This is a genomic window from Streptomyces albidoflavus, assembly GCF_000719955.1.
Taxonomy (GTDB): domain Bacteria; phylum Actinomycetota; class Actinomycetes; order Streptomycetales; family Streptomycetaceae; genus Streptomyces; species Streptomyces albidoflavus.
Genome location: NZ_JOII01000011.1, coordinates 120,988 through 141,846, shown reverse-complemented (window position 1 = coordinate 141,846; position 20,859 = coordinate 120,988). Strand labels below are relative to the sequence as shown.

At 72.0% G+C, this 20,859-nt stretch carries 25 protein-coding genes and 2 pseudogenes; 12 read left to right on the top strand and 15 right to left on the bottom strand.

Annotation, left to right across the window (positions count from 1 at the left end):
- Positions 1–354 precede the first annotated feature (354 nt).
- Positions 355–1,547 (bottom strand): IS3 family transposase gene (locus IF45_RS0115015; protein ID WP_370443953.1). Its coding sequence is split into 2 segments (ribosomal slippage): positions 355–1,283 and positions 1,283–1,547, totalling 1,194 coding nucleotides; the frame shifts between segments, so codons are not numbered across the junction.
- A gap of 236 nt (positions 1,548–1,783) precedes the next feature.
- On the bottom strand, positions 1,784–2,158 hold the full coding sequence (locus IF45_RS0115000; protein ID WP_003949704.1) for a cupin domain-containing protein: 375 nt from the start codon (positions 2,156–2,158) through the stop codon (positions 1,784–1,786).
- A gap of 73 nt (positions 2,159–2,231) precedes the next feature.
- Here IF45_RS0115000 and IF45_RS0114995 point away from each other — a divergent pair, with 73 nt between their 5' ends.
- A complete protein-coding gene (locus IF45_RS0114995) occupies positions 2,232–2,705 on the top strand; it encodes a MarR family winged helix-turn-helix transcriptional regulator (RefSeq protein WP_003949705.1) in 474 nt (157 codons plus the stop codon).
- 113 nt (positions 2,706–2,818) lie between these two features.
- Here IF45_RS0114995 and IF45_RS33320 read toward each other — a convergent pair whose 3' ends face one another.
- Positions 2,819–2,971 (bottom strand): hypothetical protein, encoded by a 153-nt coding sequence (locus tag IF45_RS33320; RefSeq protein WP_162473210.1) that lies wholly within the window; start codon positions 2,969–2,971, stop codon positions 2,819–2,821.
- Between the two features lie 407 nt (positions 2,972–3,378).
- Between IF45_RS33320 and IF45_RS0114990 the strand changes: the two genes are divergently transcribed.
- Positions 3,379–4,647, top strand: a complete 1,269-nt coding sequence (locus IF45_RS0114990; protein ID WP_030307866.1) for a hypothetical protein — start codon at positions 3,379–3,381, stop codon at positions 4,645–4,647.
- Positions 4,648–4,678: 31 nt separating this feature from the next.
- Positions 4,679–5,473, top strand: a complete 795-nt coding sequence (locus tag IF45_RS0114985) for a DUF429 domain-containing protein (protein WP_030307864.1) — start codon at positions 4,679–4,681, stop codon at positions 5,471–5,473.
- Between the two features lie 32 nt (positions 5,474–5,505).
- Here IF45_RS0114985 and IF45_RS0114980 read toward each other — a convergent pair whose 3' ends face one another.
- Positions 5,506–5,883 carry a MerR family transcriptional regulator gene (locus tag IF45_RS0114980; protein WP_037638070.1) on the bottom strand — a complete coding sequence of 126 codons (378 nt, stop codon included), beginning with the start codon at positions 5,881–5,883 and terminating at the stop codon, positions 5,506–5,508.
- 103 nt (positions 5,884–5,986) lie between these two features.
- Between IF45_RS0114980 and IF45_RS31395 the strand changes: the two are divergent.
- Positions 5,987–6,926 (top strand): annotated as a pseudogene (locus IF45_RS31395) (alpha/beta hydrolase family protein).
- Between the two features lie 88 nt (positions 6,927–7,014).
- Positions 7,015–7,872: a DMT family transporter gene (locus IF45_RS0114970; RefSeq protein ID WP_030307860.1), complete on the top strand. Its 858-nt coding sequence runs from the start codon at positions 7,015–7,017 to the stop codon at positions 7,870–7,872.
- A gap of 15 nt (positions 7,873–7,887) precedes the next feature.
- On the opposite strand, the gene IF45_RS0114965 is transcribed toward IF45_RS0114970, so the two are convergent.
- The 3 genes from IF45_RS0114965 to IF45_RS0114955 all read right to left on the bottom strand — a co-directional run bounded on the left by IF45_RS0114965 (position 7,888) and on the right by IF45_RS0114955 (position 10,087).
- Positions 7,888–8,847: a D-2-hydroxyacid dehydrogenase family protein gene (locus IF45_RS0114965; protein WP_030307859.1), complete on the bottom strand. Its 960-nt coding sequence runs from the start codon at positions 8,845–8,847 to the stop codon at positions 7,888–7,890.
- A 32-nt stretch (positions 8,848–8,879) separates the two neighbouring features.
- Positions 8,880–9,506 carry an RraA family protein gene (locus IF45_RS0114960; RefSeq protein ID WP_030307857.1) on the bottom strand — a complete coding sequence of 209 codons (627 nt, stop codon included), beginning with the start codon at positions 9,504–9,506 and terminating at the stop codon, positions 8,880–8,882.
- 104 nt (positions 9,507–9,610) lie between these two features.
- Positions 9,611–10,087 carry a VOC family protein gene (locus IF45_RS0114955; protein WP_003949714.1) on the bottom strand — a complete coding sequence of 159 codons (477 nt, stop codon included), beginning with the start codon at positions 10,085–10,087 and terminating at the stop codon, positions 9,611–9,613.
- 143 nt (positions 10,088–10,230) lie between these two features.
- On the opposite strand from IF45_RS0114955, the gene IF45_RS0114950 reads away from it, so the two are divergent.
- Positions 10,231–10,728: a GNAT family N-acetyltransferase gene (locus tag IF45_RS0114950; RefSeq protein ID WP_003949715.1), complete on the top strand. Its 498-nt coding sequence runs from the start codon at positions 10,231–10,233 to the stop codon at positions 10,726–10,728.
- Here the strand turns inward: IF45_RS0114950 and IF45_RS0114945 are convergent.
- Positions 10,700–11,659, bottom strand: coding sequence for a helix-turn-helix domain-containing protein (locus tag IF45_RS0114945; RefSeq protein ID WP_030307855.1), 960 nt, complete (start codon positions 11,657–11,659; stop codon positions 10,700–10,702). The two genes, IF45_RS0114950 and IF45_RS0114945, sit on opposite strands and share 29 nt — an antisense overlap.
- Positions 11,660–11,820: 161 nt before the next feature.
- On the opposite strand from IF45_RS0114945, the gene IF45_RS0114940 reads away from it, so the two are divergent.
- A complete protein-coding gene (locus IF45_RS0114940; protein ID WP_030307853.1) occupies positions 11,821–12,285 on the top strand; it encodes a winged helix DNA-binding protein in 465 nt (154 codons plus the stop codon).
- A gap of 93 nt (positions 12,286–12,378) precedes the next feature.
- Here the strand turns inward: IF45_RS0114940 and IF45_RS0114935 are convergent, their stop codons facing one another.
- The 3 genes from IF45_RS0114935 to IF45_RS0114925 all read right to left on the bottom strand — a co-directional run bounded on the left by IF45_RS0114935 (position 12,379) and on the right by IF45_RS0114925 (position 16,637).
- A complete protein-coding gene (locus IF45_RS0114935) occupies positions 12,379–13,743 on the bottom strand; it encodes a carboxyl transferase domain-containing protein (protein ID WP_030307846.1) in 1,365 nt (454 codons plus the stop codon).
- A complete protein-coding gene (locus IF45_RS0114930; protein ID WP_008405987.1) occupies positions 13,736–15,208 on the bottom strand; it encodes an acyl-CoA synthetase in 1,473 nt (490 codons plus the stop codon). Before IF45_RS0114930 ends, IF45_RS0114935 begins: the two co-directional genes overlap by 8 nt.
- 100 nt (positions 15,209–15,308) lie before the next feature.
- Positions 15,309–16,637, bottom strand: a complete 1,329-nt coding sequence (locus IF45_RS0114925; protein WP_030307843.1) for an SLC13 family permease — start codon at positions 16,635–16,637, stop codon at positions 15,309–15,311.
- Positions 16,638–16,910: 273 nt separating this feature from the next.
- Here IF45_RS0114925 and IF45_RS0114920 point away from each other — a divergent pair, with 273 nt between their 5' ends.
- A complete protein-coding gene (locus IF45_RS0114920; protein WP_003949721.1) occupies positions 16,911–17,618 on the top strand; it encodes a FadR/GntR family transcriptional regulator in 708 nt (235 codons plus the stop codon).
- On the opposite strand, the pseudogene IF45_RS33920 reads toward IF45_RS0114920, so the two are convergent.
- The 3 genes and pseudogenes from IF45_RS33920 to IF45_RS0114910 all read right to left on the bottom strand — a co-directional run.
- A pseudogene (locus IF45_RS33920) lies at positions 17,581–17,970 on the bottom strand (hypothetical protein); the annotation flags it as partial. The gene IF45_RS0114920 and the pseudogene IF45_RS33920 overlap by 38 nt on opposite strands.
- On the bottom strand, positions 17,967–18,185 hold the full coding sequence (locus tag IF45_RS0114915; protein ID WP_030307841.1) for a hypothetical protein: 219 nt from the start codon (positions 18,183–18,185) through the stop codon (positions 17,967–17,969). The gene IF45_RS0114915 and the pseudogene IF45_RS33920, both read right to left, overlap by 4 nt.
- Positions 18,182–18,370, bottom strand: a complete 189-nt coding sequence (locus tag IF45_RS0114910; protein WP_030307839.1) for a hypothetical protein — start codon at positions 18,368–18,370, stop codon at positions 18,182–18,184. Before IF45_RS0114910 ends, IF45_RS0114915 begins: the two co-directional genes overlap by 4 nt.
- Before the next feature lie 133 nt (positions 18,371–18,503).
- On the opposite strand from IF45_RS0114910, the gene IF45_RS0114905 reads away from it, so the two are divergent.
- The 4 genes from IF45_RS0114905 (at position 18,504) to IF45_RS0114890 (ending at position 20,179) form a co-directional block, all read left to right on the top strand.
- Complete coding sequence (locus IF45_RS0114905) at positions 18,504–19,334, top strand: helix-turn-helix domain-containing protein (RefSeq protein ID WP_030307837.1); 831 nt, start codon at positions 18,504–18,506, stop codon at positions 19,332–19,334.
- Positions 19,331–19,543, top strand: coding sequence for a DUF397 domain-containing protein (locus tag IF45_RS0114900; protein ID WP_030307835.1), 213 nt, complete (start codon positions 19,331–19,333; stop codon positions 19,541–19,543). The genes IF45_RS0114905 and IF45_RS0114900 overlap by 4 nt, the downstream gene beginning before the upstream one ends.
- A 152-nt stretch (positions 19,544–19,695) precedes the next feature.
- Positions 19,696–19,893 carry a DUF397 domain-containing protein gene (locus IF45_RS0114895; protein WP_030307828.1) on the top strand — a complete coding sequence of 66 codons (198 nt, stop codon included), beginning with the start codon at positions 19,696–19,698 and terminating at the stop codon, positions 19,891–19,893.
- A 97-nt stretch (positions 19,894–19,990) separates the two neighbouring features.
- Positions 19,991–20,179: a hypothetical protein gene (locus IF45_RS0114890; RefSeq protein ID WP_030307826.1), complete on the top strand. Its 189-nt coding sequence runs from the start codon at positions 19,991–19,993 to the stop codon at positions 20,177–20,179.
- A 77-nt stretch (positions 20,180–20,256) separates the two neighbouring features.
- Here the strand turns inward: IF45_RS0114890 and IF45_RS0114885 are convergent, their stop codons facing one another.
- On the bottom strand, positions 20,257–20,772 hold the full coding sequence (locus IF45_RS0114885; RefSeq protein ID WP_008406003.1) for a peptidylprolyl isomerase: 516 nt from the start codon (positions 20,770–20,772) through the stop codon (positions 20,257–20,259).
- Positions 20,773–20,859 lie beyond the last annotated feature (87 nt).

Below are 20,859 nucleotides of genomic sequence, written 5' to 3'. Positions count from 1 at the left end.
CGGGGCCGGGTTGGCCGGGAGCTGATCGTGAATGCCTCCGTATGGCGCCGCTCTTCCGCACCACCGTGCGTGGAGGCGTGCGCGAACAGCAACAGCAGGTCGGCGTACGGGCCGCGTTCACATCCAGCAGGACACCTGCCGGGATCGTTCGGTACGTGCGCGGCGGCGCAGGCCGGCCGGCTCACCGCCCCGGCGCAGCAACTCCCTTATGGTTTGCCGCGGATCGACCGGGCCGCGCCGGGCGTACTGCCTGTGTGCGGTGCGCCGGGCTCGCCTCGAAGCGAGATATACGGCATCACTCCGGACTCGGTCGGCTGAGCTGCCCCGAGTTTCGTAGAGTCCGGTGATCTTGTTTCAGGCGGATTGGGGGACTCGTTCCTGGCGCTGCCAGAAGCCGCGTTCGTACTCGGCGGGTGGCACGTAGTCGAGCGCGGAGTGCAGGCGTTCTTCGTTGTACCAGGTGATCCACTGGAAGATCGCCCGTTCGACCTGGGCGGGGTCCTTCCAGGGGCCCTGCATCTCGATCAGCTCGGCCTTGAAAGTGCCGTTCTGTGCCTCGGCCATGGCATTGTCGTACGAGTCCGCGACGGAACCGACCGACGCGGAGGCGCCGATGTCCGCGAGTCGGTCGGTGTAGCGAATCGACACATGTTGCGAGCCCCTGTCGCTGTGGTGAATGAGGCCGGAGTCCTTCTTGATGCGTCGGCGCCAGAGCGCCATCTCCAGGGCGTCCAGGGGCAGTTCGGTCCGCATGTGGTCGGCGATCTGCCAGCCGACGATCATCCGTGAGTACACGTCCAGGACGAACGCCACATATGCCCAGCCCGACCACGTGCGGACATATGTCACGTCCGCCACCCACAGCTGATCGGGCCGCGCCGCGGTGAAGTTGCGGTCCACCAGGTCCGGCGGTCGGGGCGCCGACGGCTCCGGGATCGTGGTGCGGCGCCGCCGGCCACGGATCACGCCCTCCAGTCCGTGTTCGGCCATGAGCCGCTCGACGGTGCAGCGGGCCACCTCAACACCCTTGCGCCGCAGGGCGCGGGTGATCCGACGGGTCCCATACGTGCCGGCGGACTCGGCGTGGACCTGCTCGATCACCGGCACGAGCTGTTCGTCGCGGAGCCGACGGGCCGACTTCGGCCGCTTCTTGCGGGCGAAGTACGTCGACGGCGACAGGCCCAGCACCCGGCAGACGGGATCGGCCCCGAGACCGTTGTCACGCAGGTGGTCGATCACCTGCTCGGCCTCGTCCGGGGACGGTCGATCTCCTGGGCAAAAAACACCGAGGCGGCCTTGAGGATCTCGTTGGCCCGCCGCAACTCCGCTACTTCTTTGCGGAGCTGTTTGAGCTCGTCGTGCTCGGCTGTGGTCAGCCGGTCGTTGCGTTCGCCATAGTCGGCCTCTGCCTGGCGGACCCAGCCGCGCAGGGCCTCCTTGTGAATGCCGAGGTCCTTCGCGAGATGCGCGATCGGGCGGCCGGTGGCGCGGACCTCGCGGACCGCCCGCTCACGAAGTTCATCGGGGTACTTACGGGGTGCTGGCATGGTGCTGGTGGATCTCCTTCGCCAGGACCGTAACCCTGGCATCAGGGACTCCACAAATCTCAGTACAGCTCACGCTGCTGACTTCGGGGTCCATAACTGTCCTTGGTGGAGTTGCGGTTGATGTCTGACGTCTCCGGCTTCGCGCTCACGCCGGGGCAGCGGGACAAGGCCCGGAGCAGCGAACAGCCCGACCAGATCCATCGGGGGGCCTGGTCGGGCTGCTCAAGGGAGTGATGTCACTCCGCCCAGGGAAGCGGGATCTTCTTGTCGCTGCCCGGCATCATGGCCTTACCTCCGACAACCATGGTGACCAACGCCTCAGCAGGGCCGCCGACGGCCTTGAGCTGCCGTACCGCGCCGGCGGAAAGAACGAGTGCCTGGCCGGCCTTGACCTGTTCGGTCTTGCCGTCCACCTCGACCTCGAACTCACCCGACAAGGGCATCCACACCTGCTCACGGTCGATGATGTGCACCGGGGTGGATGTATCCGCGCCGAGTTCCACCCGCCAAGTGCTGACCTCGGCACTACCTTGGCTCGGGCCTGCCAGGCCGAACATCGCACCGGCGGGCGTGGTGGTCGTCCGCTGTTCGCTCTCGCTGACCACGTACATGGATCCTCCTGTGTAAAGCTTCTTTACTTGCAGCGAGTAAAGCTACTTTACAGGCGTGTGTCAAGATGAACCGATGGAGACCAACGACCCTCTTGAGCGCACCGAGCTCACCTTCCTGCTCGGAATGGCCTTCCAACTGGTCCTCTCCGAGTTCGTGAGCCGCCTGGACTCCGCCGGCTACGCCGAACTCCGCCCCATGCACGGTCTGGTTTTTCAGGTGCTCCGCGGCTCCGGCGCAACGAGCAGTGAACTCGCCGAGCAACTCGGGGTCACCAAGCAAGCCGCTGGCCAGATCCTCGACGACCTGGAGAAGCGGGGATACGTCGAGCGCCAACCGCACCCCGCCGGTGGCCGACGCAAGCTCGTCGTGCTGACGGCGAAAGCGCTGGAGCACCTGGTCGTAGCGGGAAGGATCCTGCACGAACTGGAAGCACAACTGACCAAGCAACTCCATGAGGTCGGTCTGCAGGTTCCACGAACTGAGCTCGCGGCCATCACCCGAACCCTGGCAGGAGACTCGATCCCTCCATGGCGTCCCATTTGGTAATACGCCGCAGGGCGGCGTCACATACCCTGAAACGCGAAGGGTTGCAGGTCGGAGCGGACCTGGATATCGGCCCAGCCGCGTTCGTCCTTGATCTGTACGTAGCATTGCTCGATCTACGGCGGCAGCCCGAGCAGCCGGACGATCTCGGGGAGGTCGGTGGGCGGGTGTTGGCAATGGGTCGCCGACATTTCTGGCTTGTGCAGGCGTCGCTCGGCAGGAAAGCTCAGGAACTCGGGGGCAAAGGCGCTTTTGTCGAGGTCGGACAAGCGCCTATATGTGCCCGTCTGGTCTCGTCAGAGGCTGCGCTTGCGGCCGCGCAGTGCCCTCGGTGACCCTTTCGGCTTCCCCGCCGGTGGACAGCCGGTGGACAGACGCCTTTGGGCGGGGCATCACGGGGTGGCACAGGTCAGCCTGCTGCACATGCTCTGATCAGCATAAACGTCACCGGACAGCATGACGAGGCAGTACGCAACACGATCACTCTTGGTCTCGTAATGCGTAGGTCTCGGGTTCGAATCCCGAAGGCGGCTCCGGTGAGGCCCAGGTCAGAGGATTTCTGATCTGGGCCTTTGTCGTTCTCGGGAGTTGTTCAACAAGGCTGAACGGGACCCCTGTTGGGTTCGGGTGGATAGTCTTGTTCGTTCAGGAGAGCTCCGGAGCGGGTGGGTGGGCGATGAAGGACGAGGTTCAGCTGGTCAGTGATGGTGACGGGCTGGCGGTGATCGGGGGGCGGGAGGACGTCGAGCGGTTTCTTGTCTCGGAGGGGTTGGTGGGGAGGAAGGTCGGGTCGGGGTGGATCAAGGGGGTGGTCGGGGCCGGGGCCGCGGTGGTGAAGGAGGGGGTGGACGGGGATGCCGGTGTGTCCGGGCGGTGGGTGAAGCTGACGGCGGGGTCGGCGGAGCAGGTGAAGAAGTACGGGTTGCGGGAGAGTGCGGCGACGGGGGTCAGTACCGGTGTGCTGAAGGGGGACCGGGGGCAGATCAAGGGGTTCGTCGAGTTCGCCCGGGGGTCCCGGTCGGTCGTGGGGAGCCCGGTCGCTCTCGCCAACGTCGCCAAGCTGCTGGCGCAGGTGGCGATGGAGCAGGCCATGGACGAGATCACCGAGTATCTCGACGCGATCGACGCCAAGGTCGACGACGTGTTGCGGGCCCAGAAGGACGGGGTGCTGTCCCGCATGATCGGTACGGGGCTCGTCATCGAGGAGGCCATGACCGTGCGCCGGCAGCGGGGCGGGGTCGACGAGGTCACGTGGTCGAAGGTGCAGGGCGGGCCGGCGACGATCGCGGAGACCCAGGCGTACGCCTTGCGGCAGCTGGACGCGCTCGCGGAGAAGATGGAGCGGCAGGCCAAGATCGGGGAACTCGCGGCGACGGTGCGTGAGGCCGAGCCGGCGGTGCGGGAGTGGCTCGCTGTCCTCGCCCGCTGCTTCCAGTTGCAGGACGCGGTGGCGGTGCTCGAACTCGACCGGGTGCGGGAGGTGTCGCCGGAGGAGCTGAACGGGCATCGCCTCGGGCTCAGGGAGGCCCGGCGGGACCGGCAGGAGCTCATCCTGCGGTGCACCGACCGGCTGGTGACCAGGATGAACGTGGCGGCCGGGGCGGCCAACGCGAAGGTGCTGCTGCACCCGGCCAAGTCCCCGGCCGTGGTCGAGGCGAGCAACCAGGTCGTGGTCGGCGTCCATGAGTTCCAGGAGCGTGTGGCCGACCGGGCCGGGCGTCGGTACACCGAGGCGAGGCGGTGGAGGGAGGCCGCCGTGCAGGCAAGGGACCGGGCGCTCGAAACCGGGGCGATGGGCGTGGCGGCCGCCAGGGCCGTCGGCAACGAGACCCTGGACCGGGCCGGGACCGTACGGGACAAGCTCGCGAGCGGCATCGCCGAGCGGGCGCGGCGCCTGCGCGGAGACAGGGCCGAGGACGAAGGCAAGAGCGAAGGTGCGGGCTGAGCGGGGCGTGGGTGGCGGTGGGGAAGCGCGGGTGACGGTCGGGGTGGACCTGGCCGGAAGGACCGGGACGACCGGGGTGTGCCGCGTGACGTGGGGGCGGCGGGCCGTGGTCGAGCTGCTCCCGGCGAGGGATGACGACGATCTGCTGGCGGCGATGCGCAGTGCGGACAAGAGCGGGATCGACGCGCCGTTGGGCTGGCCGGTCGCCTTCGCCGAGCTGGTCGCCGCTCATCGGAGCGGCGCCGAGTTGCCGGCGCTCGCGCACCACGAGGCGTGCGCCGACGGGCGTCCGGGGCTCGGGAACACCTTCACGCACCGCCTCACCGACGACGTGGCGTGGAAGCGTACGGGGGCGGGGAGGCGGCGGCCGTTGTCGGTCTCCGTCGACAAGCTCGGCGTCCTCGCGATCCGTGGGGCCGGTCTGCTGGCGCGGCTGGCCGAGGAGGGGCGGGCGGTGCCGCGTGACGGTTCCGGGGCCGTCGCCGAGGTGTATCCGGCGTACGCGCTGATCATGTGGGGCATCGCCCCCGAGGGGACCTACAAGGGCAAGGGCGAGGGCGCCGAGGCGGCGCGCGGCCGCGTCCTCGCCGCTCTGGAGGCCGGACTGGGCCTCGACCTCTCCGGGGAGGTCCGCGGGCGGTGTGTGGCCGATGACCATGCCCTGGACGCGCTGATCTCCGCCGTCGTCGCGCGGGCGGTCGCGCTCGGGCTGACGGAGGGGCCTGCCCCCGGCGACGAGCGGGCCCTGGCCCCGGTCGAGGGGTGGATGCATCTGCCTCGCCGAGGCGTCGGCCTGGACGAGATGCGGGGGCCGTCCGGGCCCTGAGCCCCGGCCCCGAGTCCCGGAGCGCGGGCCGGTCACTCCCCGCCGCCGCACGCCTCCCCCGTTCGCAAGCTGGTCTCCGCGTTGGCGATCACTCTGTCGAGGGTGTCGCGGGTGGCGGTGAGGGCGGCGAGCTTGGTGGTGAGGTGGTCGCGTTGTGCGGTGAGGCGGTGGAGGAGTTCGGGGGTGGCCCGGCCGTCGAGGACGCAGGGGAGGAGGTCCCGGATGGTGCGGCTGGAGAGGCCGGCGGCGTAGAGCTGCTGGATGAGGTGGATGCGGGCGACGGCGGATTCCGGGTAGTGGCGCTGGCCGCTGGGGGTGCGTTCGGCGGTGAGGAGGGCGTGTTCCTCGTAGTAGCGGAGGGCGCGCACGCTGACGTGGGTCCGGGTGGCGAGTTCGCCGATGCGCATCATGGGTCCGGTGCCTCTCTTGCCTCTGACGTCAGCGTCAGGTTTTAGCGTAACTCGGGACAGACCGACCCGACCTTTTGATCGCTGGTGGAGAGAAGTGGCTCATATGGACAGCGTCCCTGTTCCCGTTCCCGTCCCGGTTCCTGTTGTTTCCGTGAAGCCGCTCGGGTTGTCCGTGCCCGGGCGGCGGGAGGAGTTGCGGGTGCGGGTGTCGGCGCCCGTCACGGGGCGGGGGGCTGCCGGTGGTGGTGTTCGCGCACGGGTTCGGGGCGTCGTCGGAGGGGTACGGGCCGTTGGCCGACTACTGGGCGGCGCGGGGGTTCGTGGTGGTGCAGCCCACGCATCTCGACGCGAAGACGGTGGGGCTGGCGGCGGACGATCCGCGGCGGCCGGGGCTGTGGCGGTACCGGGTCGAGGATGTGCGGCGGGTGCTCGACCGGCTCGATGTGCTGGTGGGGCAGGTGCCGGGGCTGGCCGGGCGGGTCGACCAGGAGCGGATCGCCGTGGCGGGGCACTCCTTCGGCGGGCAGACGGCGGGGGTGCTGCTGGGGCTGCGCGTCCTCGACCCGGAGACGGGAAGGGCGGAGGACCTGTCCGACCCGCGGGTCAGGGCGGGGGTGCTGCTGGCCACGGCGGGCCGGGGCGGCGACGCCCTGACGCCGTTCGCGGCCGGGAACCTGCCCTGGCTGCGGGGCCCGGAGTTCGCGCACATGACGGCCCCGGCGCTGGTGGTCGCGGGCGACCGGGACGCCTCGCCGCTGACCGTGCGGGGGCCGGAGTGGACGGCCGATCCGTACGTACTGAGTCCGGGCGAGAAGAGTCTGCTGACGCTCTTCGGGGCGGAGCACTTCCTCGGCGGGATCTCGGGGTACGAGGTGGCCGAGACGACCGACGAGAACCCGGCCCGGGTCGCCCTGGTGCAGGAGGTCACCACGGCGTACCTGCGCCACGTCCTCGGCGTTGGCAGTCAGGAGTGGGAGGCGGTGCGGCGGGCGCTCGGCGGGGAGGCGCACCCGCTGGGCCGGCTCGTCTCCAAGAGGGGGTGAGGGCGCACCCGCCCCGGCCGCCTGCTCCGATCGGCGGCAATCCCCGCTGCCCGGGGAGGGGCCGCCCCCGTCCGGGCACGGATCACCCATGCTCGTCCTCGCCGTCCTCTTCGCCGTCCTCGGGGCTGCCAGCAATGCCGCCGGTACCGCCTTCCAGCGGAAGGCCGCCTCCGAGGTGGCGTCGGGCGGCGGGTGGCGGCTGCTGCGGCAGCTGGCGCGGAAGCCGGTGTGGCTGCTGGGGATCGCGGGGGTCGTGGGGGCCGCCCTGTTCCAGGCGCTGGCGCTGGTCAACGGGCCGTTGGCGCTGGTACAGCCGGTGTTCGTGCTGGAGCTGCCGTTCGCGCTGCTGATCGGGGTGCCGCTGCTGCACCGGCGGCTGCCGCGTGAGGGGTGGTGGGCGGTGGCGGCGGTGGTGGTGGGGCTGGTCGCGGTGCTGGGGGCGGCGGCGCCGGCGGGGGCGCGTACCGATGCGCCGATGACGCGGTGGATTCCGGTGCTGGTGGGGTGTCTGGGGGCGATGGCGCTGGCCGTGGTGGCCTCGCGGGTGAACCGGTCGCCCCTGTTCCGGGCGGCGGCGCTCGGTTGCGCGGCCGCCGTGGGGAACGCCCTGACGGCGGCGCTGCTCAAGTCGGCCACGGGCACGCTCGCCGACGACGGGTTCATCGCGTTCCTCACGACCTGGCAGACGTACGGGTTCGCGGTGACCGGGGTCGCAGCCGTGCTGCTGCTGGAGAACGCCCTGCAGGCCGGGCCGCTCGCCGCCTCGCAGCCGGCGCTGACCATCGGGGACGCCTCGATCAGTCTCCTGCTCGGTGTCGTGGTCTTCGAGGAGAGCGTGCGCGGCGGCTGGTGGGTGGTGCCGGAGCTGGCGGGGGTGGCGCTGATCGCCTGGGGCGTACGGGAACTGACCCGGGCGGTGCCGCACCTGCGGGACCTGACCGGGTGAGGGGCCGGGCGGGGCTCAGCCGAGGACGCGTACCGGGGTGCCGTCCAGGTGGGCGGCGATGTCCTCGACGGCCTCGCGGTAGTACGTGGCGTAGGTGCGCTCGGTGACGTAGCCGAGGTGCGGGGTGGCCAGGAGGCGGGGGGTGGTGCGGACCGGGTCGTCGGCGGGGAGGGGTTCGGTGGGGAAGACGTCGAGGCCGGCGCCGGCGATGCGGCCCTCGTTCAGGGCGGCGAGGAGGGCGTCGTGGTCGACCAGGGCGGCGCGGGAGGTGTTGACGAGGTACGCGGTGGGCTTCAGCAGGGCCAGTTCGCGGGCGCCGATGATGCCCCGGCTGCGCTCGCCCAGCTTCAGGTGGAGGGTGACCACGTCGCTGTCGGCCAGCAGTTCGGGCAGGCCGGGGGCGAGGCGGACGCCGTGCTCGGCGGCGCGCTCCTCGGTGAGGTTGGGGCTCCAGGCGGCGACCTCCATGCCGAAGGCGGCGCCGATCCGGGCGACCTGGGAGCCGATCCGGCCGAGGCCGACCACGCCGAGGCGGCGCCCGTGCAGATCGGCGCCGACGGTGGACTGCCAGGGGCCGCCGGTGCGCAGGGCGGTGTTCTCGGCGACCAGGTTGCGGGCGAGGCCGAGGATGAGGGCCCAGGTCAGCTCGACGGGGGGCGTGGAGTAGCTGGCGGTGCCGCAGACGGTGACGCCGTGGGCGCGGGCCGCCGCGAGGTCGATCGCGGAGTTGCGCATGCCGGAGGCGACCAGCAGGCGTAGGCGGGGGAGGCGGGCGAAGAGGGAGGCGGGGAAGGGGACGCGTTCGCGCAGGGTGACGACGATGTCGAAGTCGGCGAGCGCGGCGGCGAGTTCGTCCTCGGTGCCGAAATGGTCCGGGAAGGAGGTCAGCTCGACGCGGTCCAGGACGGGGGACCAGTCGGCGGCCGTGGTGGCGACCCCCTGGTGGTCGTTCAGCAGGGCGCAGCGCAGCGGCATGCGGGGCTCCGTTCGGGTGTGCGGGACCGGCCTCAGCCGGTGAAGTCCTGGGCGTCGAGGGCCTGCTGGATGCGGGCGTAGTGGTCGGTCTCCCAGGCGTCGAGCGACTGGGCCGCCTCCTTCGCCTTCTTGGCGCGGGCCGCCTGGAGGAGTTCGTCCTGCCGGGCGGCGGGGACCACGACGACGCCCTCCTCGTCGGCGACGACCAGGTCACCGGCGCGTACCGTGACGCCGCCGCAGCGGACCTCCTCGTTCAGGGGGAACGCCGCCTTCTTGGTGCCGGGTTTGGGGACGACGCCCCGGGCGAAGACGGGGAAGCCGGAGGCGCGGATCTCGGCCAGGTCGCGCACGACGCCGTCCACGACGAAGGCGGCGATGCCCCGGCGCTGGGCGACGGCGCAGACGTTGCCCCCGGCCACCGCGTACTCGGTGCCGCCGCCCTCGACCACCAGGACCGAACCGGGTGCCGCCCGGTAGATCGCGGCGTGCAGCATCAGCTGGTCGCCGGGGGCGCAGCGGACGGTGAAGGCGGGGCCCGCGACCCGGGGCGGGGTCGGCCAGAGCGTCCGCAGCCCGAAGTCCATGACCTGTTCGCGGCCGAGGAGGTCGGCGAGGGTGGTCGGGGAGACGTCGCTCAGGGGGCCGGGAGTGGCGGACACGGGTTCCTCCGGGGCGGGCGGGACGGCACGGCACGGCCCGGACGGGGCCGGACCGTGGGCCAGCGTACGGAGCGCGCGCCGTGCTGTCACCGGGTTCCCCGAGGTCAGCCGGTGGCTCCGGCGGTGCCGTCCGCCTCGGCCAGGCGCTCCGCGATCTGCTCCGGGGTGAGATCTTCCAGGTGCGTGAGGAAGATCCACAGGTGGCCGAAGGGGTCGCGGAGCATGGCCGTGCGGTCCCCGTGGAATTGGTCGGCGGGGCCCTCCAGCAGCTCGGCCCCGGCGGCGGTGGCCCGTGCGGTGAGGGCGTCCACGTCGGGGACGTAGACGTGCAGGATGACCGGGGTGCCGCCGAGCGCGGCCGGGGAGCGCAGGGTGTCGCGGGCGTCGCCGAGCATCATGACGGCCCCGGCGACGGTGAGTTCGGCGTGCACCACCTCGCCCTGGTCGCCGTCGAGGCGGAAGCGCGGCTCGGCGCCGAAGGCCCGCTGGTAGAAGGTGAGGGCGGCGTCGGCGTCGTCGACCAGGAGGTGCGGGACGACGGCGTGGCGGTAGGCGGCGGGGACGGCCTCGGTGGCAGGCATGCGGGCTCCTGGGAACGGTTCGGCGTCGGTCGTCGTGCCCGGCCGAAGCTAGAAACTCAAGCGGAGTCGAGGTCAAGGGCACGCCCGTGTCCGCCCGGGAAATACCGTGGACCACCTGGTCGTTCGTCGGCGAGGATGGCCGGATGCTGATCCGTGAGGCCCGCACCGAGGACTGGGACGCCATCTGGCCGTTCTTCGAGTCCATCGTTCGCGCGGGCGAGACCTTCACCTACCCGCTCGACCTCTCCCGCGAGGACGCCGAGGGCTGGTGGATGGTGAAGGCGCCGAGCCGCACCGTGGTCGCCGTGGACGACTCCGGGACCGTCCTCGGCACCGCCAAGATGAACCGCAACCACATGGGCAACGGCAGCCACATCGCCAGCGCCAGCTACATGGTCGACCCCGCGCACGGCGGCCGGGGCGTGGGCCGCGCGCTCTGCACGCACACCATCGACTGGGCGCGGGCCGAGGGGTACCGGGCGATGCAGTTCAACGCCGTGGTGGAGACCAACACCCGCGCGGTGAAGCTGTACGAGTCACTGGGCTTCGAGGTGCTGGGCACGCTGCCCGAGGGGTTCCGGCATCCGGGCGAGGGGTATGTCGGGCTGCACATCATGCACCGGTCGCTGCTCGCGGACTGACCGGCTCCGTTCCGCGCCGGGCGCGCAGGGCCTCGGTGGCCCAGGTCAGCGCCGGGCGCGTACTGCTGGGCGGGGGCCAGCCGTTGACCACGGCGAGGAGCCGGACGTACCGCTCGCGGCGCGGGTCGGCGTACCGCTCCAGCCTCGCCGTCAGCCCCCGCACCCGCTCCGCCTCCGCGCCGCCGGGCAGGGGCGCGCAGCGGGCGAGGAGGACGGTCAGGATCTCCTCGGCCCGGGGCGAGTCGGGGGCGAGCCCCGTCGCCAGGGCCGGGGCGACGATCTCGCGGACGGTCGCGGTCAGGTCGGGGCGGGGGACGCCCGGGGTGCCCGTCCCCGAGGCCGCCTCCTGGCAGAGGCCGCGGAGGTGGGCGCGGAAACCGGGGTCCCGGGTGAGCGCGGCCAGTTCCAGCCAGGCCCGCAGCTGGGCGGCGTCGGGTTCGTCGGGCAGCTCGGGGGTCAGCGTGCGGGCGACCCCCGCGAGCGGCAGGCCCGGTTCCGGCCCGAAGACGGCGGTGAGGAACGCGTCCACGAGGGACTTCCGCTCGCCCCGTGACAGGTGGGCGAGTTCGTGCAGGGCGCGGATCTCCTCCGCGCCGGTGCCCTGCCGTGCGGCCGTGTCCAGCACGGCACGGCGTACCCGCAGGGCGGCGATCTGCGCGTCCAGGGCCTTGGTGTGCGCGGCGGCCACCTCCGGCAGCGTCAGCTCCCGGTCGAGAATCTTCCGGACGGCCGGCAGGCCGATCCCCAGCTCGCGCAGGGTCCGCACCAGCGCCAGCCGCCCGGCCGCCGCCTCGTCGTAGAGCCGGTGGCCGGACGGGGAGCGTCCGGCCGGGGGCAGGAGGCCCTCGTCGGAGTAGAACCTGATGGTCCGGACCGGGGTGCCGGTCCGGCGGGACAGCTCGCCGATGGGGTGGAGGGGATGGTCGTCCATGCCCCCACCTTCGGGTCTCCACCCGCTGGAGACGCAAGCCCGCCGTCGGTACGGCGTTCTCCGGCCGCCCTTGTCCTCAACCTTGGTCGAGGTTCTACGTTGGGTCGCGTCGGCCCGACCTGGGGTCGCCGTGACGAGGGGACAGCACCGTGACCGCTGATGTGCAGTACGCCGACGCGCAGTTGGCGTCCCAGCCCGCCCCGTACTGGACCAAGCTGGCGTACGAGGCGACCATCGGGTTCGTGCGGCGGAAGCAGGCCGAGGTGGGGTTCACGCAGCCCCGGTTCTGGATGCTGCGGTTCCTGTCGGCGAACGACGTCTCCGAGGACGGGCAGGGGAGGACCGTCGAGGAACTCCGGTCCGCGATGGTGTCGTTCCTGCGGCCCGAGGACGATCTGGCCGCCGAGGCGGAGGTCCTGCTCGCCTCCGGCTGGGTGACCCGGGACGGCGACGGCCGGCTGTGGATCACCGAGGCGGGCGACGCGGCCCGCGCCGACCTCAAGGCACGGGCCCCCGAATGGGGCGCCGAGATGCACCAGGGCATTTCCGAAGCCGAGTACGCGACCACCCTGCGCGTGCTGATGCGGCTGATGCGGAACACGGGGGCGGCCGTGCCCGCCATCTGACCTGCGGGGATACGGGGGACACGGGGGACACGGGGGAGCGGGGGAGACACGTGCGGGGCGTCCGGCCGGGGCGCCCCGCACGTGCGCGCGTTGCTAGGCCGGGCCCGGCACGACCCCCCGCGCCACCCCCAGCTCCACCGCGTCCTGCGGGCGCAGCCGCAGCGCGTCGGCGGTGGCCGGGATCTCCTCCGGGGGCCGCTTGAGGATGGCGGCGGCCAGTTCGGGGGCGATGACGGAGAAGTAGCTGTCGGGCGTGACCCAGAGGTGGCCGGGGGCGGCCAGTGCCAGCGCGCCCCCCGAGCCGCCCTCGCCGACGAGGAGCGAGGTGACGGGGACCTCGGCCTCGGCGACGGCGGCGAAGAGGTCGGCGATGGCGGGCCCGGCGCCGCCCTGTTCGGCGGCGGCGTCGTTGGCGGCGCCCGGGGTGTCGATGAGGGTGAGGACCGGGATGCCGAGCCGGTCGGCGGTGCGGACCAGGCGGGCGGCGGTGCGGAATCCGGCGGGCCGGGTGGCGGTGCCGCACTGGGCGGCGTAGGCGACGGTCCGGCCGTCGCGGTGGCCGAAGCCGCAGCGCATACCGGGGTCGGTGGCGCCGGTACGGTCGCCCCGGATCTCCTCGCGCCAGTCGAAGTAGTCGTCCAGGTAGGCGTCGGCGCGGGGGTGTTCGAGGGAGCGGGTGCGGCGGACGGCCTCGGCGCCGTCGGCCGGGAGGGGGCCGGTGGTCAGGGCGTGCGGCGGTTCGGCCCGGCGGGCCGGGGCGGCCTGGCCGGCGAGCAGGGCCAGCCACCGCCCGAGTACGTCCGACAGGTCGACAGGTTCGGTGAGGGCGTCGATGTGCCCGGCCGCGTGCTGGCCCTCGGCGGTGTACGCCCAGGGGTCGGCGTCGGCCGGGCGGACCCGGGAGCCGGCGAAGCCGACCTGGGCGCCCGGCAGGGCGAGGACCACGTCGGCACCGGCCGCCAGGGTGGCCCAGCCGCCGCCGGTGGTGGGGTCGCGGACCACCGCGAGCTGCGGCAGCCCGGCCCGCCGGGTCAGCACGGTCTGCCGGGCCACGCGCTGGAGCTGGGTCAGCGCCCGCATCCCCTCCTGCATCCGGCTGCCGCCCGTCGCCACCAGGGAGACGACGGGGAGCCGGTGGGCGCGGGCGTGCGCGTACGCCGCCTCGATGCGGTCGCCGGTCGCCTCGCCGAGCGAGCCGCCGAGGAAGCCGAACTCGAAGGCGATCAGGACGGCTTCGGGGGCGGGCGCGGCACCCGGCCCCGGCCTCACCCGTCCGGTGGCGCAGACGACGGACTCGCGTTCGCCGGTGCGTGCGCGGGCCCGTTCGCGGGCGGCGCCGTAGCCGGACCACTCCAGCGGGCCGTCCGTGAACTCCGGTCCGAAGAAGCCCAGTTCGACGTAGTCCGGGTCGAGGGAGGCGATCAGGGCGCGGGCGGTGAGGGCGTCGCGGTCAGCCATGCAGGGCCCGCTTCATGATCTTGCCCATGTCGTTGCGTGGCAGGGCGTCGAGGTGGCGGACGACGCGGGGGCGCTTGTGCGGGGCGAGCTGGCGGGCCACGTGGTCGGCGACCGCCTGTGCGTCGACCGGGCCGCCGTCGGTGACCAGCCAGGCGACGACGCGCTCGCCGAGGTCCGGGTCGGGCTCGCCGGTGACGGCGGCCTCGCGGACGCCCGGGAAGTCGAGCAGGGCGTTCTCGATCTCGCCCGCGCCGATCTTGTAACCGCCGGACTTGATCAGGTCGGTGGCGCGCCGGCCGACGATCCGCACGTACCCGTCGGGCTCGCGGACCGCCATGTCGCCGGTGCGGAACCAGTCGCCGTCGAACGCCTCGGCGGTGGCGTCGGGACGGTTCAGGTACTCGGTGAAGAGGTTCGGCCCGCGCACCTGGATCTCGCCGACCGTCTCGCCGTCCCACTCCGCGATCTCGCTGCCGTCGTCCTCGACCAGCCGCAGCGCCACCCCGGCCAGCGGCACGCCGACCGTGCCGGGGCGGGGCTCGCCGTCCGCGCGGACGCTGGTGTTCATCAGGGTCTCGCTCATCCCGTACCGCTCGACGACCCGGCGGCCGGTGGCGGCGGCGATGCGTTCCTGGTCGTGGACGGGGAGCGCGGCCGAGCCGGAGACCAGCAGCCGCGCCCTGGCGAGGGCGGCGGCGAGCGCCGGGTCCCCGGCGGCCTCCTCGGCGATGCGGTGGTACATGGTCGGGACGCCGAACATCAGCGTCGCCCCCTCCTCCAGCGCCCGGCGCACCCCGTCCGTGGAGAAGCGGACCAGGTGGACCAGGGAGCCGCCGCGCCGCAGCGGGCCGAGGACGCCGAGGATCAGGCCGTGCACGTGGAAGAGGGGCAGGCCGTGCACGAGGACGTCGTCCGCCGTCCACTGCCAGGCGTCCTGAAGCGCGTCGAGCGTGCTGGTCAGGGCGCGCCGGGGCAGGACCACGCCCTTGGGCGGGCCGGTGGTGCCCGAGGTGTAGACGATCAGCGCGGGCGCCTCGGGCCCCGGCTCGGCGGGGAGCGCCACGGCGCCCGGCAGGGCCTCGGGGTCGGTCGCCACGTCACGGCGGGCCAGCCCCGCCAGCTCCTCGGGCAGCACCTCACCGGGCGCGGCCAGCACCAGCGCGGGATCGCTGTCCGCGAGGATGTGCGCCAGCTCGCGCGCCCCCGCCTTCGGGTTGAGCGGTACGGCGGGCACCCCGGCGAGCAGCGCGGCGACCACCGCCACGCCGGTCTCCAGGCTCGGCGTCGCCCAGACGGCGACCCGGCGGCCGAGCGGCAGTTCACGGGCGAGCGCCCCGGCGAGGCGGGCCACCTCTCCGTACTCCAGGGTGCGGTCGCCGAAGCGGAGGGCGGGCTTCGGCGGGACCGGCGGGGTGTGCAGCGCCGGGAAGAGGGATGCCGTCTCGGGTGTGGCGGACGAGGTCACGGGTGGTTCTCCTCGGGTCGGGCGGGTGTGGTGCTGCGCCGGTCGGGGGCGGGCGGGGGCGCCCTGGCCAGGCGGCGCCTCCTGACCAGGGTTACCCAGGTCAGAGGCCGGGCACCACCAGCGCCAGCCAGAGCACGAGCGGGGCCAGCAGCGTGACGGCCCCGCCGTACAGCATCAGCTGCCGGAAGAAGCGCTCGCGGTCGGTGTCCTCGGCGGCGGCCAGTACGAGCGCGCCGTTGGTCGAGAAGGGGCTGACGTCGACCACGGTGGCCGACACCGAGAGCGCCGCCACCATCCCGACCACGCCGATCTCGCCCTGCTCCAGGAAGGGCACGGCGAGCGGGATGAGCGCCCCGATGATCCCGACCGAGGAGGCGAAGGCGGAGACGACCGCGCCGATGTAGCAGAAGAGCAGCGCGGCCAGCAGCGGAATCCCGATCGACCCGACGTGCTCGCCCGCCCAGTCGATCGTCCCCATCTCCTGGAGCACCGCGACGTAGGTGAGCATCCCGCAGATCAGCAGCACGGTCGGCCAGGTGATGTGGGCCACCGCCGCCTTGCTGTCCTCCGGCCAGACCACCGCGAGCAGCACGGCGAGGGTGATCGCGGTCAGCCCCGCGTCCAGGTCGAAGACGAGCACGGCGACGACCAGCGCGACCAGCCCCACCAGGGTGGCGATCCGGGCCGGGGTCAGGCGCAGGAGGCCGGCGTCGGGGGTGGTGCGGGCGCGGGTGCCGGTGACCGTCCCGCCCGTCCCGCCGGAGCCGCCAGCGCCCTCCTTGGCCTCCTTGGCCTCTTCGTCACCCAGGTCACCCAAGTCCCGCCCCCGCAACCGCAGTCCACCCAGCGCGACGAACAACAGCGCGGCGATGGCCAGGTTGGCGAAGAGGCTGGCGAGGAAGAGGGCGATCGGGCTGCCGGGCAGCCCCTCGCGCTCCAGGATGCCGTTGACGGTCGAGCCGTAGATGCTGATCGGCGAGAAACCGCCGGCCTGGGCGCCGTGCACGACGAGGGCGCCCATCAGCAGCGGCTTGATGCCGTACCGGGCGGCGAAGCCCATGGCGAGCGGCGCGACGATGGCGACCGCCGCCGGGCTGACCGCGCCGATCGCGGTCAGCACCCCGGTGACGGTGAACATCACCCAGGGGATCAGCGCGATCCGGCCGCGCACCAGCCGGATGCCGGCGTGCACCAGCCAGTCGGTGGTGCCGTTGGCGCGGGCGATGGCGAAGAAGTACGTGACGCCGACCAGCACCACGAACAGGTCACCGGGGAACCCGGCGAAGATCCCGTCCGCGTCGAGCCCGGCGGCCAGCGTGCCGACCCCGAAGGCGGCGGCGAAGGCCAGCGCGCCCATGTTCACGGAGCGGGTGGTGCCGACGACGAACAGCACCGCCAGCACCAGGATGGAGAGTAGTTCGGCAGACATCAGGGGCTCCCGTCCCATGGGTCCCAATGGGTCATGTCACGGGGTCCAGTGGGGTGTTGAGCCCGAAAGGACCCGGAGCCGACGAAGCGGAACGCCTCATTGGCCCAGTGGCTGGACCACGCTCGGCCCTGGCGCGCCGGGTGTCAACGGGTCGCGCACGAATTGGTTCAGCCACTCGGCCACCGGGTACGGATCAAGGCCGGCGCAAGGCCCGCCCCGGGCCCCGGTGTTACGCTCCGGGCGCCCGGGGGAGCAGGAGGACAGGGGTTACGCATGACCGACGACGCGCTGCGCCCGATGGGCCGTACCCGCCTCTACGAGCAGGTTCTCGAACGCCTCCGCGCCTACGCCGCCGAGCACCGCCTCGCCGCCGGCGACCGCCTGCCCGCCGAACGCGACCTGGCCCAGCGCCTCGGGGTCAGCCGCGCCTCCGTCAAGCAGGCCGTTGTCGTCCTGGAGGTCCAGGGCCTGGTGGAGACCCGGCACGGCGGCGGCACCTACCTGCTCCGCGACACCCTCGACCACGAACCGGTCGAGCGCCTCGTCGAACGCCGGCGCCGCCTCCCCGACGTACTGGAGGCCCGCGAGGCCCTGGAGACCAAACTCGCCGAACTCGCCGCCACCCGCCGCACCGAGACCGACCTCACCGCCCTGCGCGCCGCCCTCGCCCACATGGCCGGGGAGATCGCCTCCGGCGGCCACGGCGAGGAGGGCGACCGCCTCTTCCACGCCGCCGTCACCGAGGCCGGCCACAGCCCCCTCCTCGCCGAGTTCATGGCCTCCCTCACCGACCAGATCACCGAGAGCCGCCGCGAATCCCTCCGCCAGCCGGGCCGCCCCGACCGGTCACTGGCCCAGCACCACGCCATCCTGGACGCCATCGAGGCAGGGGAGGCGAAGCGGGCCGCGGCGGCGATGCGCAGACATGTGCGGACGGTGGCGAAGGTGCGGCTGCTGGAGTGGGAGCCGGGGGAGCGGTGAGCAGGGGACGGGCGGCGAGCAGGTACCAGGCCGCCTCTTCGCGGGCGACGAAGAGGTAGGTGCAGCCGGTGGCCAACTGCTGGGCTGCGCGGTCTTGTTCGGCCAGATCGGTGGCCCAACGGCGAAGCTCGGCCGGGGCATCACCCGCGTACGCCGGTACGGGCCGCAGGGCGCCGGCCGGGACCTTCGCGGTACGCGGGTCGGGGTCGAGCCCGTCCGCGAAGCGGTGTGCCTGGCGGCGTAACCAGCGGAGTGCGAGGCGTCGGGTGGGGGCGAGAGTCCCGCCGAGGAAGAAACGGACGGCGCCGGAACCCGCGTGGACTTCGGCGAGATATTCGACGCCCCCGTTCACGACGATCCCCGCAGCCAGCGGCGCAGGCGGTTCTCCTCGGTGACGTGGGCGCGGAGTTCGCGCAGGGAGGGGGAGTCCTCGCCGGGCTCGGACCTGGGCTCCTGATCCGTCTCTTGCTCGGGCTCGCGCTCGGCGCGATGCAGGGGGCAGGCGCAGGGCGGGTACCGCAGCGGGTTGAACTCGGGTTCCGGCGGGCCCGACTCCACACCGCTCACCCCGCCTCCCGGCCCAGGCACTCGCCCGCCTCCTGGTGCCGCTTGCGCAGTACTCGACAGTCGGTCGCCTTGCTCCAGTCCCGCTCACCGTTGGCGACGGCTTCCGCGAGGGTGAATTCCTGGCAGGTGCGGCAAGGGGTGGGGGGGTCATTGGTGGGGGTGGACGGCTGGGATTCGGGGGTCATGAGAGTGGTGTCCTCACGGTTCACTGGGTTGTGGTTGAGCTATCGACAGTGAACACAGAGTGACGCGGGCGGCGGTACGCTCAACAGGTCTGGAGCCTTTCCAACGCATTTGGAAAGAGTGGAAGTGGGACTCGTGATCGATGCGTCACCCAGTCAGGGCGATCAGCCCGCGAACGGCCTCGAATGGTTCGGGCGCGAGCTAGCGGCTGCGCTGCTCCACCGGGGCGCCAGTCAACGGCAACTGGCCGACTTCACCGGCTACAAGGAGCCCTATGTCAGTAAGGCCAAGAACGGTAAGGCGATGCCGTCTCCGGCCTTCGCGGAGGGGTGCGACCGGTTCTTTAATACCTCCGGTTCCTTTTCGCGGTTGCTGGCGTGGATCAGCGAAGGCGGACACCCTGGTTGGTTCATCCCGTACATCAACCTGGAGAAACAGGCCAGTCGCATCGAGGACTACTCCAACGCTCTGATCATGGGCATGTTGCAGACCTCGGAGTACGCGGCAGCCACGTTCAGGGCCACCCACCCGCGTGAGACCGAGGAGCAGATCAAGCTCAGAGTGGAGGCCCGGCTGGCCCGGCGCGACGTGATGACGAGGGACGCCCCGCCAATGCTGTGGGTGATCTTGCACGAGTCGGTTCTGCGTACGTGTGTGGGTGGCCGTGCCGTTATGGCGGCGCAGCTTCGCAGCCTTGCCTCAGACGCGGGAAACCCTCACATCACAGTCCAGGTTCTGCCCTTCACTGCGGGTGCCCCGGCCTCGTCTCTACCGTTTACCCTGCTTACACCGGATGACGGGGCGACAGTCCTGTACTCGGAGGCCGGAGGGCAGGGGCACGTGTCGGACTCGGCGGCCGTAGTGGACGACGCGCGCACGGCCTACGAACACCTTCGAGCCTCGGCGCGAGCCCCGGAGGAGTCCTTGGCCCTCATCAGAGATATCTCGGAGGAGTACGCCACATGAGTAGGGCATACGGGCTGCGGCCCGACCAGTGGGTCAAGAGCACTTACAGTGGCGGCGAAGGCGGCCAGTGTGTCGAGTGGGCCCCCGCCCACGCCCTGGCCACGGGTGAGTTCCTGGTGCGGGACAGCAAGGTGCGGAACGGCCCTTACCTCGCCCTGTCCCAGGAGGGCTTCGCCGGTCTGGTGGCGCTCGCCAAGTCGCACGGCTGACGTTCAGTGCTGAAGGCGCCGTCGCCTCCGTCTCGGAGTGCGGCGGTGCTTTCGGTTGCTGTCGGGTGTGTGTCGGTATTCCAGCGTGAGGGGAATGCTTACTCGGCGGCATCCGTGGCCGTGATCGGACCACCACAGAAGGAGACCCAGTGATGACCGAAACCCCTCGTTGGACCGCTTCCTCCTACAGCAGTGGCGACGGCGGCCAGTGTGTCGAGTGGGCCCCCGCCCACGCCCTGGCCACGGGTGAGTTCCTGGTGCGGGACAGCAAGGTGCAGAACGGCCCTCACCTCACCCTGTCCCGAGAGAGCTTCGCCGGTCTGGTCGCGCTTGCCAGGGCTCGCGGCTGACGGACGTGTCGGGGCCGGCATCGGGAGGCCACCCGAGGGGCACCGGCTGGCCCTCTTGCAGGGACGCGCGGGATTCGCTTCGGCGTACGACAGGTTGATGAGATCCAGCTACGCCGACGCCAACGAGCCTGAGGAAGCGGCCGTGATCGCCGGGCATGTGATCTCGCTGTCCTCAGACGTGGCCAGTAAACGGACCACTGAACGCGTCCGTGTGGTGACCGAGAGACTCAAGCAGCTCGCGGACGTACCCGAGGCGCGTGCGGTGCTGGACGTCGGCAAGGGATGAGCCCCGGCGGCTGAACGGCCGCCCCCCGACCGCCGCGCGCTCGTGCCCGCGTCGGCCGGGGTGGTTGCCGGGCGATGTCAGATCTGGCCGCAGTCGCTGATCGTCAGGGTCGCGGAGGTCTTGCCGCTGCGGGAGCCGTGGGACTCGATGGCCTTGACCGTGTCCATGCCGTCGACGACCTTGCCGAAGACGACGTGCTTGCCGTCCAGCCACGGCGTGGGCTCGGTGCAGATGAAGAACTGCGAGCCGTTGCTGTGCGGGCCGGCGTTGGCCATCGACAGGATGCCGGGGGTGTCGTGCTTGAGCTGGAAGTTCTCGTCGGCGAACTTCTCGCCGTAGATGCTCTCACCGCCGGTGCCGTTGCCCCGGGTGAAGTCACCGCCCTGGCACATGAAGCCGGGGATGACGCGGTGGAAGCCGCTCCCCTTGAAGTGGAGGGGCTTGCCCTGCCTGCCGTTGCCCTTCTCGCCGGTGCACAGGGCGCGGAAGTTCTCGGCGGTCTTGGGGACCACGTCGGCGAAGAGTTCGAAGGTGACACGGCCGAGGGAGGTGCCGTTCGCTTCTATGTCGAAGAATACTTGCGGATTTGCCATTCCGGGATTGTCCCATCGGGCCGGGCGGGGCCGGACAGGGCGTCCCCCGGGCCGCCTCCCGCCGCCTCGGCGGGGCCGTGCTCCTCG

Excerpts from the sequence above, each read along its gene's own strand:
- IF45_RS0115000 (WP_003949704.1), bottom strand. The coding sequence starts at position 2,158 with ATGTACGTGGTCAGCGAGAGCGAACAGCGGACGACCACCACGCCCGCC.
- IF45_RS0114995 (WP_003949705.1), top strand. The coding sequence starts at position 2,232 with ATGGAGACCAACGACCCTCTTGAGCGCACCGAGCTCACCTTCCTGCTC.
- IF45_RS0114990 (WP_030307866.1), top strand. The coding sequence starts at position 3,379 with ATGAAGGACGAGGTTCAGCTGGTCAGTGATGGTGACGGGCTGGCGGTG.
- IF45_RS0114980 (WP_037638070.1), bottom strand. The coding sequence starts at position 5,883 with ATGATGCGCATCGGCGAACTCGCCACCCGGACCCACGTCAGCGTGCGC.
- IF45_RS0114970 (WP_030307860.1), top strand. The coding sequence starts at position 7,015 with ATGCTCGTCCTCGCCGTCCTCTTCGCCGTCCTCGGGGCTGCCAGCAAT.
- IF45_RS0114965 (WP_030307859.1), bottom strand. The coding sequence starts at position 8,847 with ATGCCGCTGCGCTGCGCCCTGCTGAACGACCACCAGGGGGTCGCCACC.
- IF45_RS0114955 (WP_003949714.1), bottom strand. The coding sequence starts at position 10,087 with ATGCCTGCCACCGAGGCCGTCCCCGCCGCCTACCGCCACGCCGTCGTC.
- IF45_RS0114950 (WP_003949715.1), top strand. The coding sequence starts at position 10,231 with ATGCTGATCCGTGAGGCCCGCACCGAGGACTGGGACGCCATCTGGCCG.
- IF45_RS0114945 (WP_030307855.1), bottom strand. The coding sequence starts at position 11,659 with ATGGACGACCATCCCCTCCACCCCATCGGCGAGCTGTCCCGCCGGACC.
- IF45_RS0114935 (WP_030307846.1), bottom strand. The coding sequence starts at position 13,743 with ATGGCTGACCGCGACGCCCTCACCGCCCGCGCCCTGATCGCCTCCCTC.
- IF45_RS0114925 (WP_030307843.1), bottom strand. The coding sequence starts at position 16,637 with ATGTCTGCCGAACTACTCTCCATCCTGGTGCTGGCGGTGCTGTTCGTC.
- IF45_RS0114920 (WP_003949721.1), top strand. The coding sequence starts at position 16,911 with ATGACCGACGACGCGCTGCGCCCGATGGGCCGTACCCGCCTCTACGAG.
- IF45_RS0114910 (WP_030307839.1), bottom strand. The coding sequence starts at position 18,370 with ATGACCCCCGAATCCCAGCCGTCCACCCCCACCAATGACCCCCCCACC.
- IF45_RS0114900 (WP_030307835.1), top strand. The coding sequence starts at position 19,331 with ATGAGTAGGGCATACGGGCTGCGGCCCGACCAGTGGGTCAAGAGCACT.
- IF45_RS0114895 (WP_030307828.1), top strand. The coding sequence starts at position 19,696 with ATGACCGAAACCCCTCGTTGGACCGCTTCCTCCTACAGCAGTGGCGAC.
- IF45_RS0114890 (WP_030307826.1), top strand. The coding sequence starts at position 19,991 with ATGAGATCCAGCTACGCCGACGCCAACGAGCCTGAGGAAGCGGCCGTG.
- IF45_RS0114885 (WP_008406003.1), bottom strand. The coding sequence starts at position 20,772 with ATGGCAAATCCGCAAGTATTCTTCGACATAGAAGCGAACGGCACCTCC.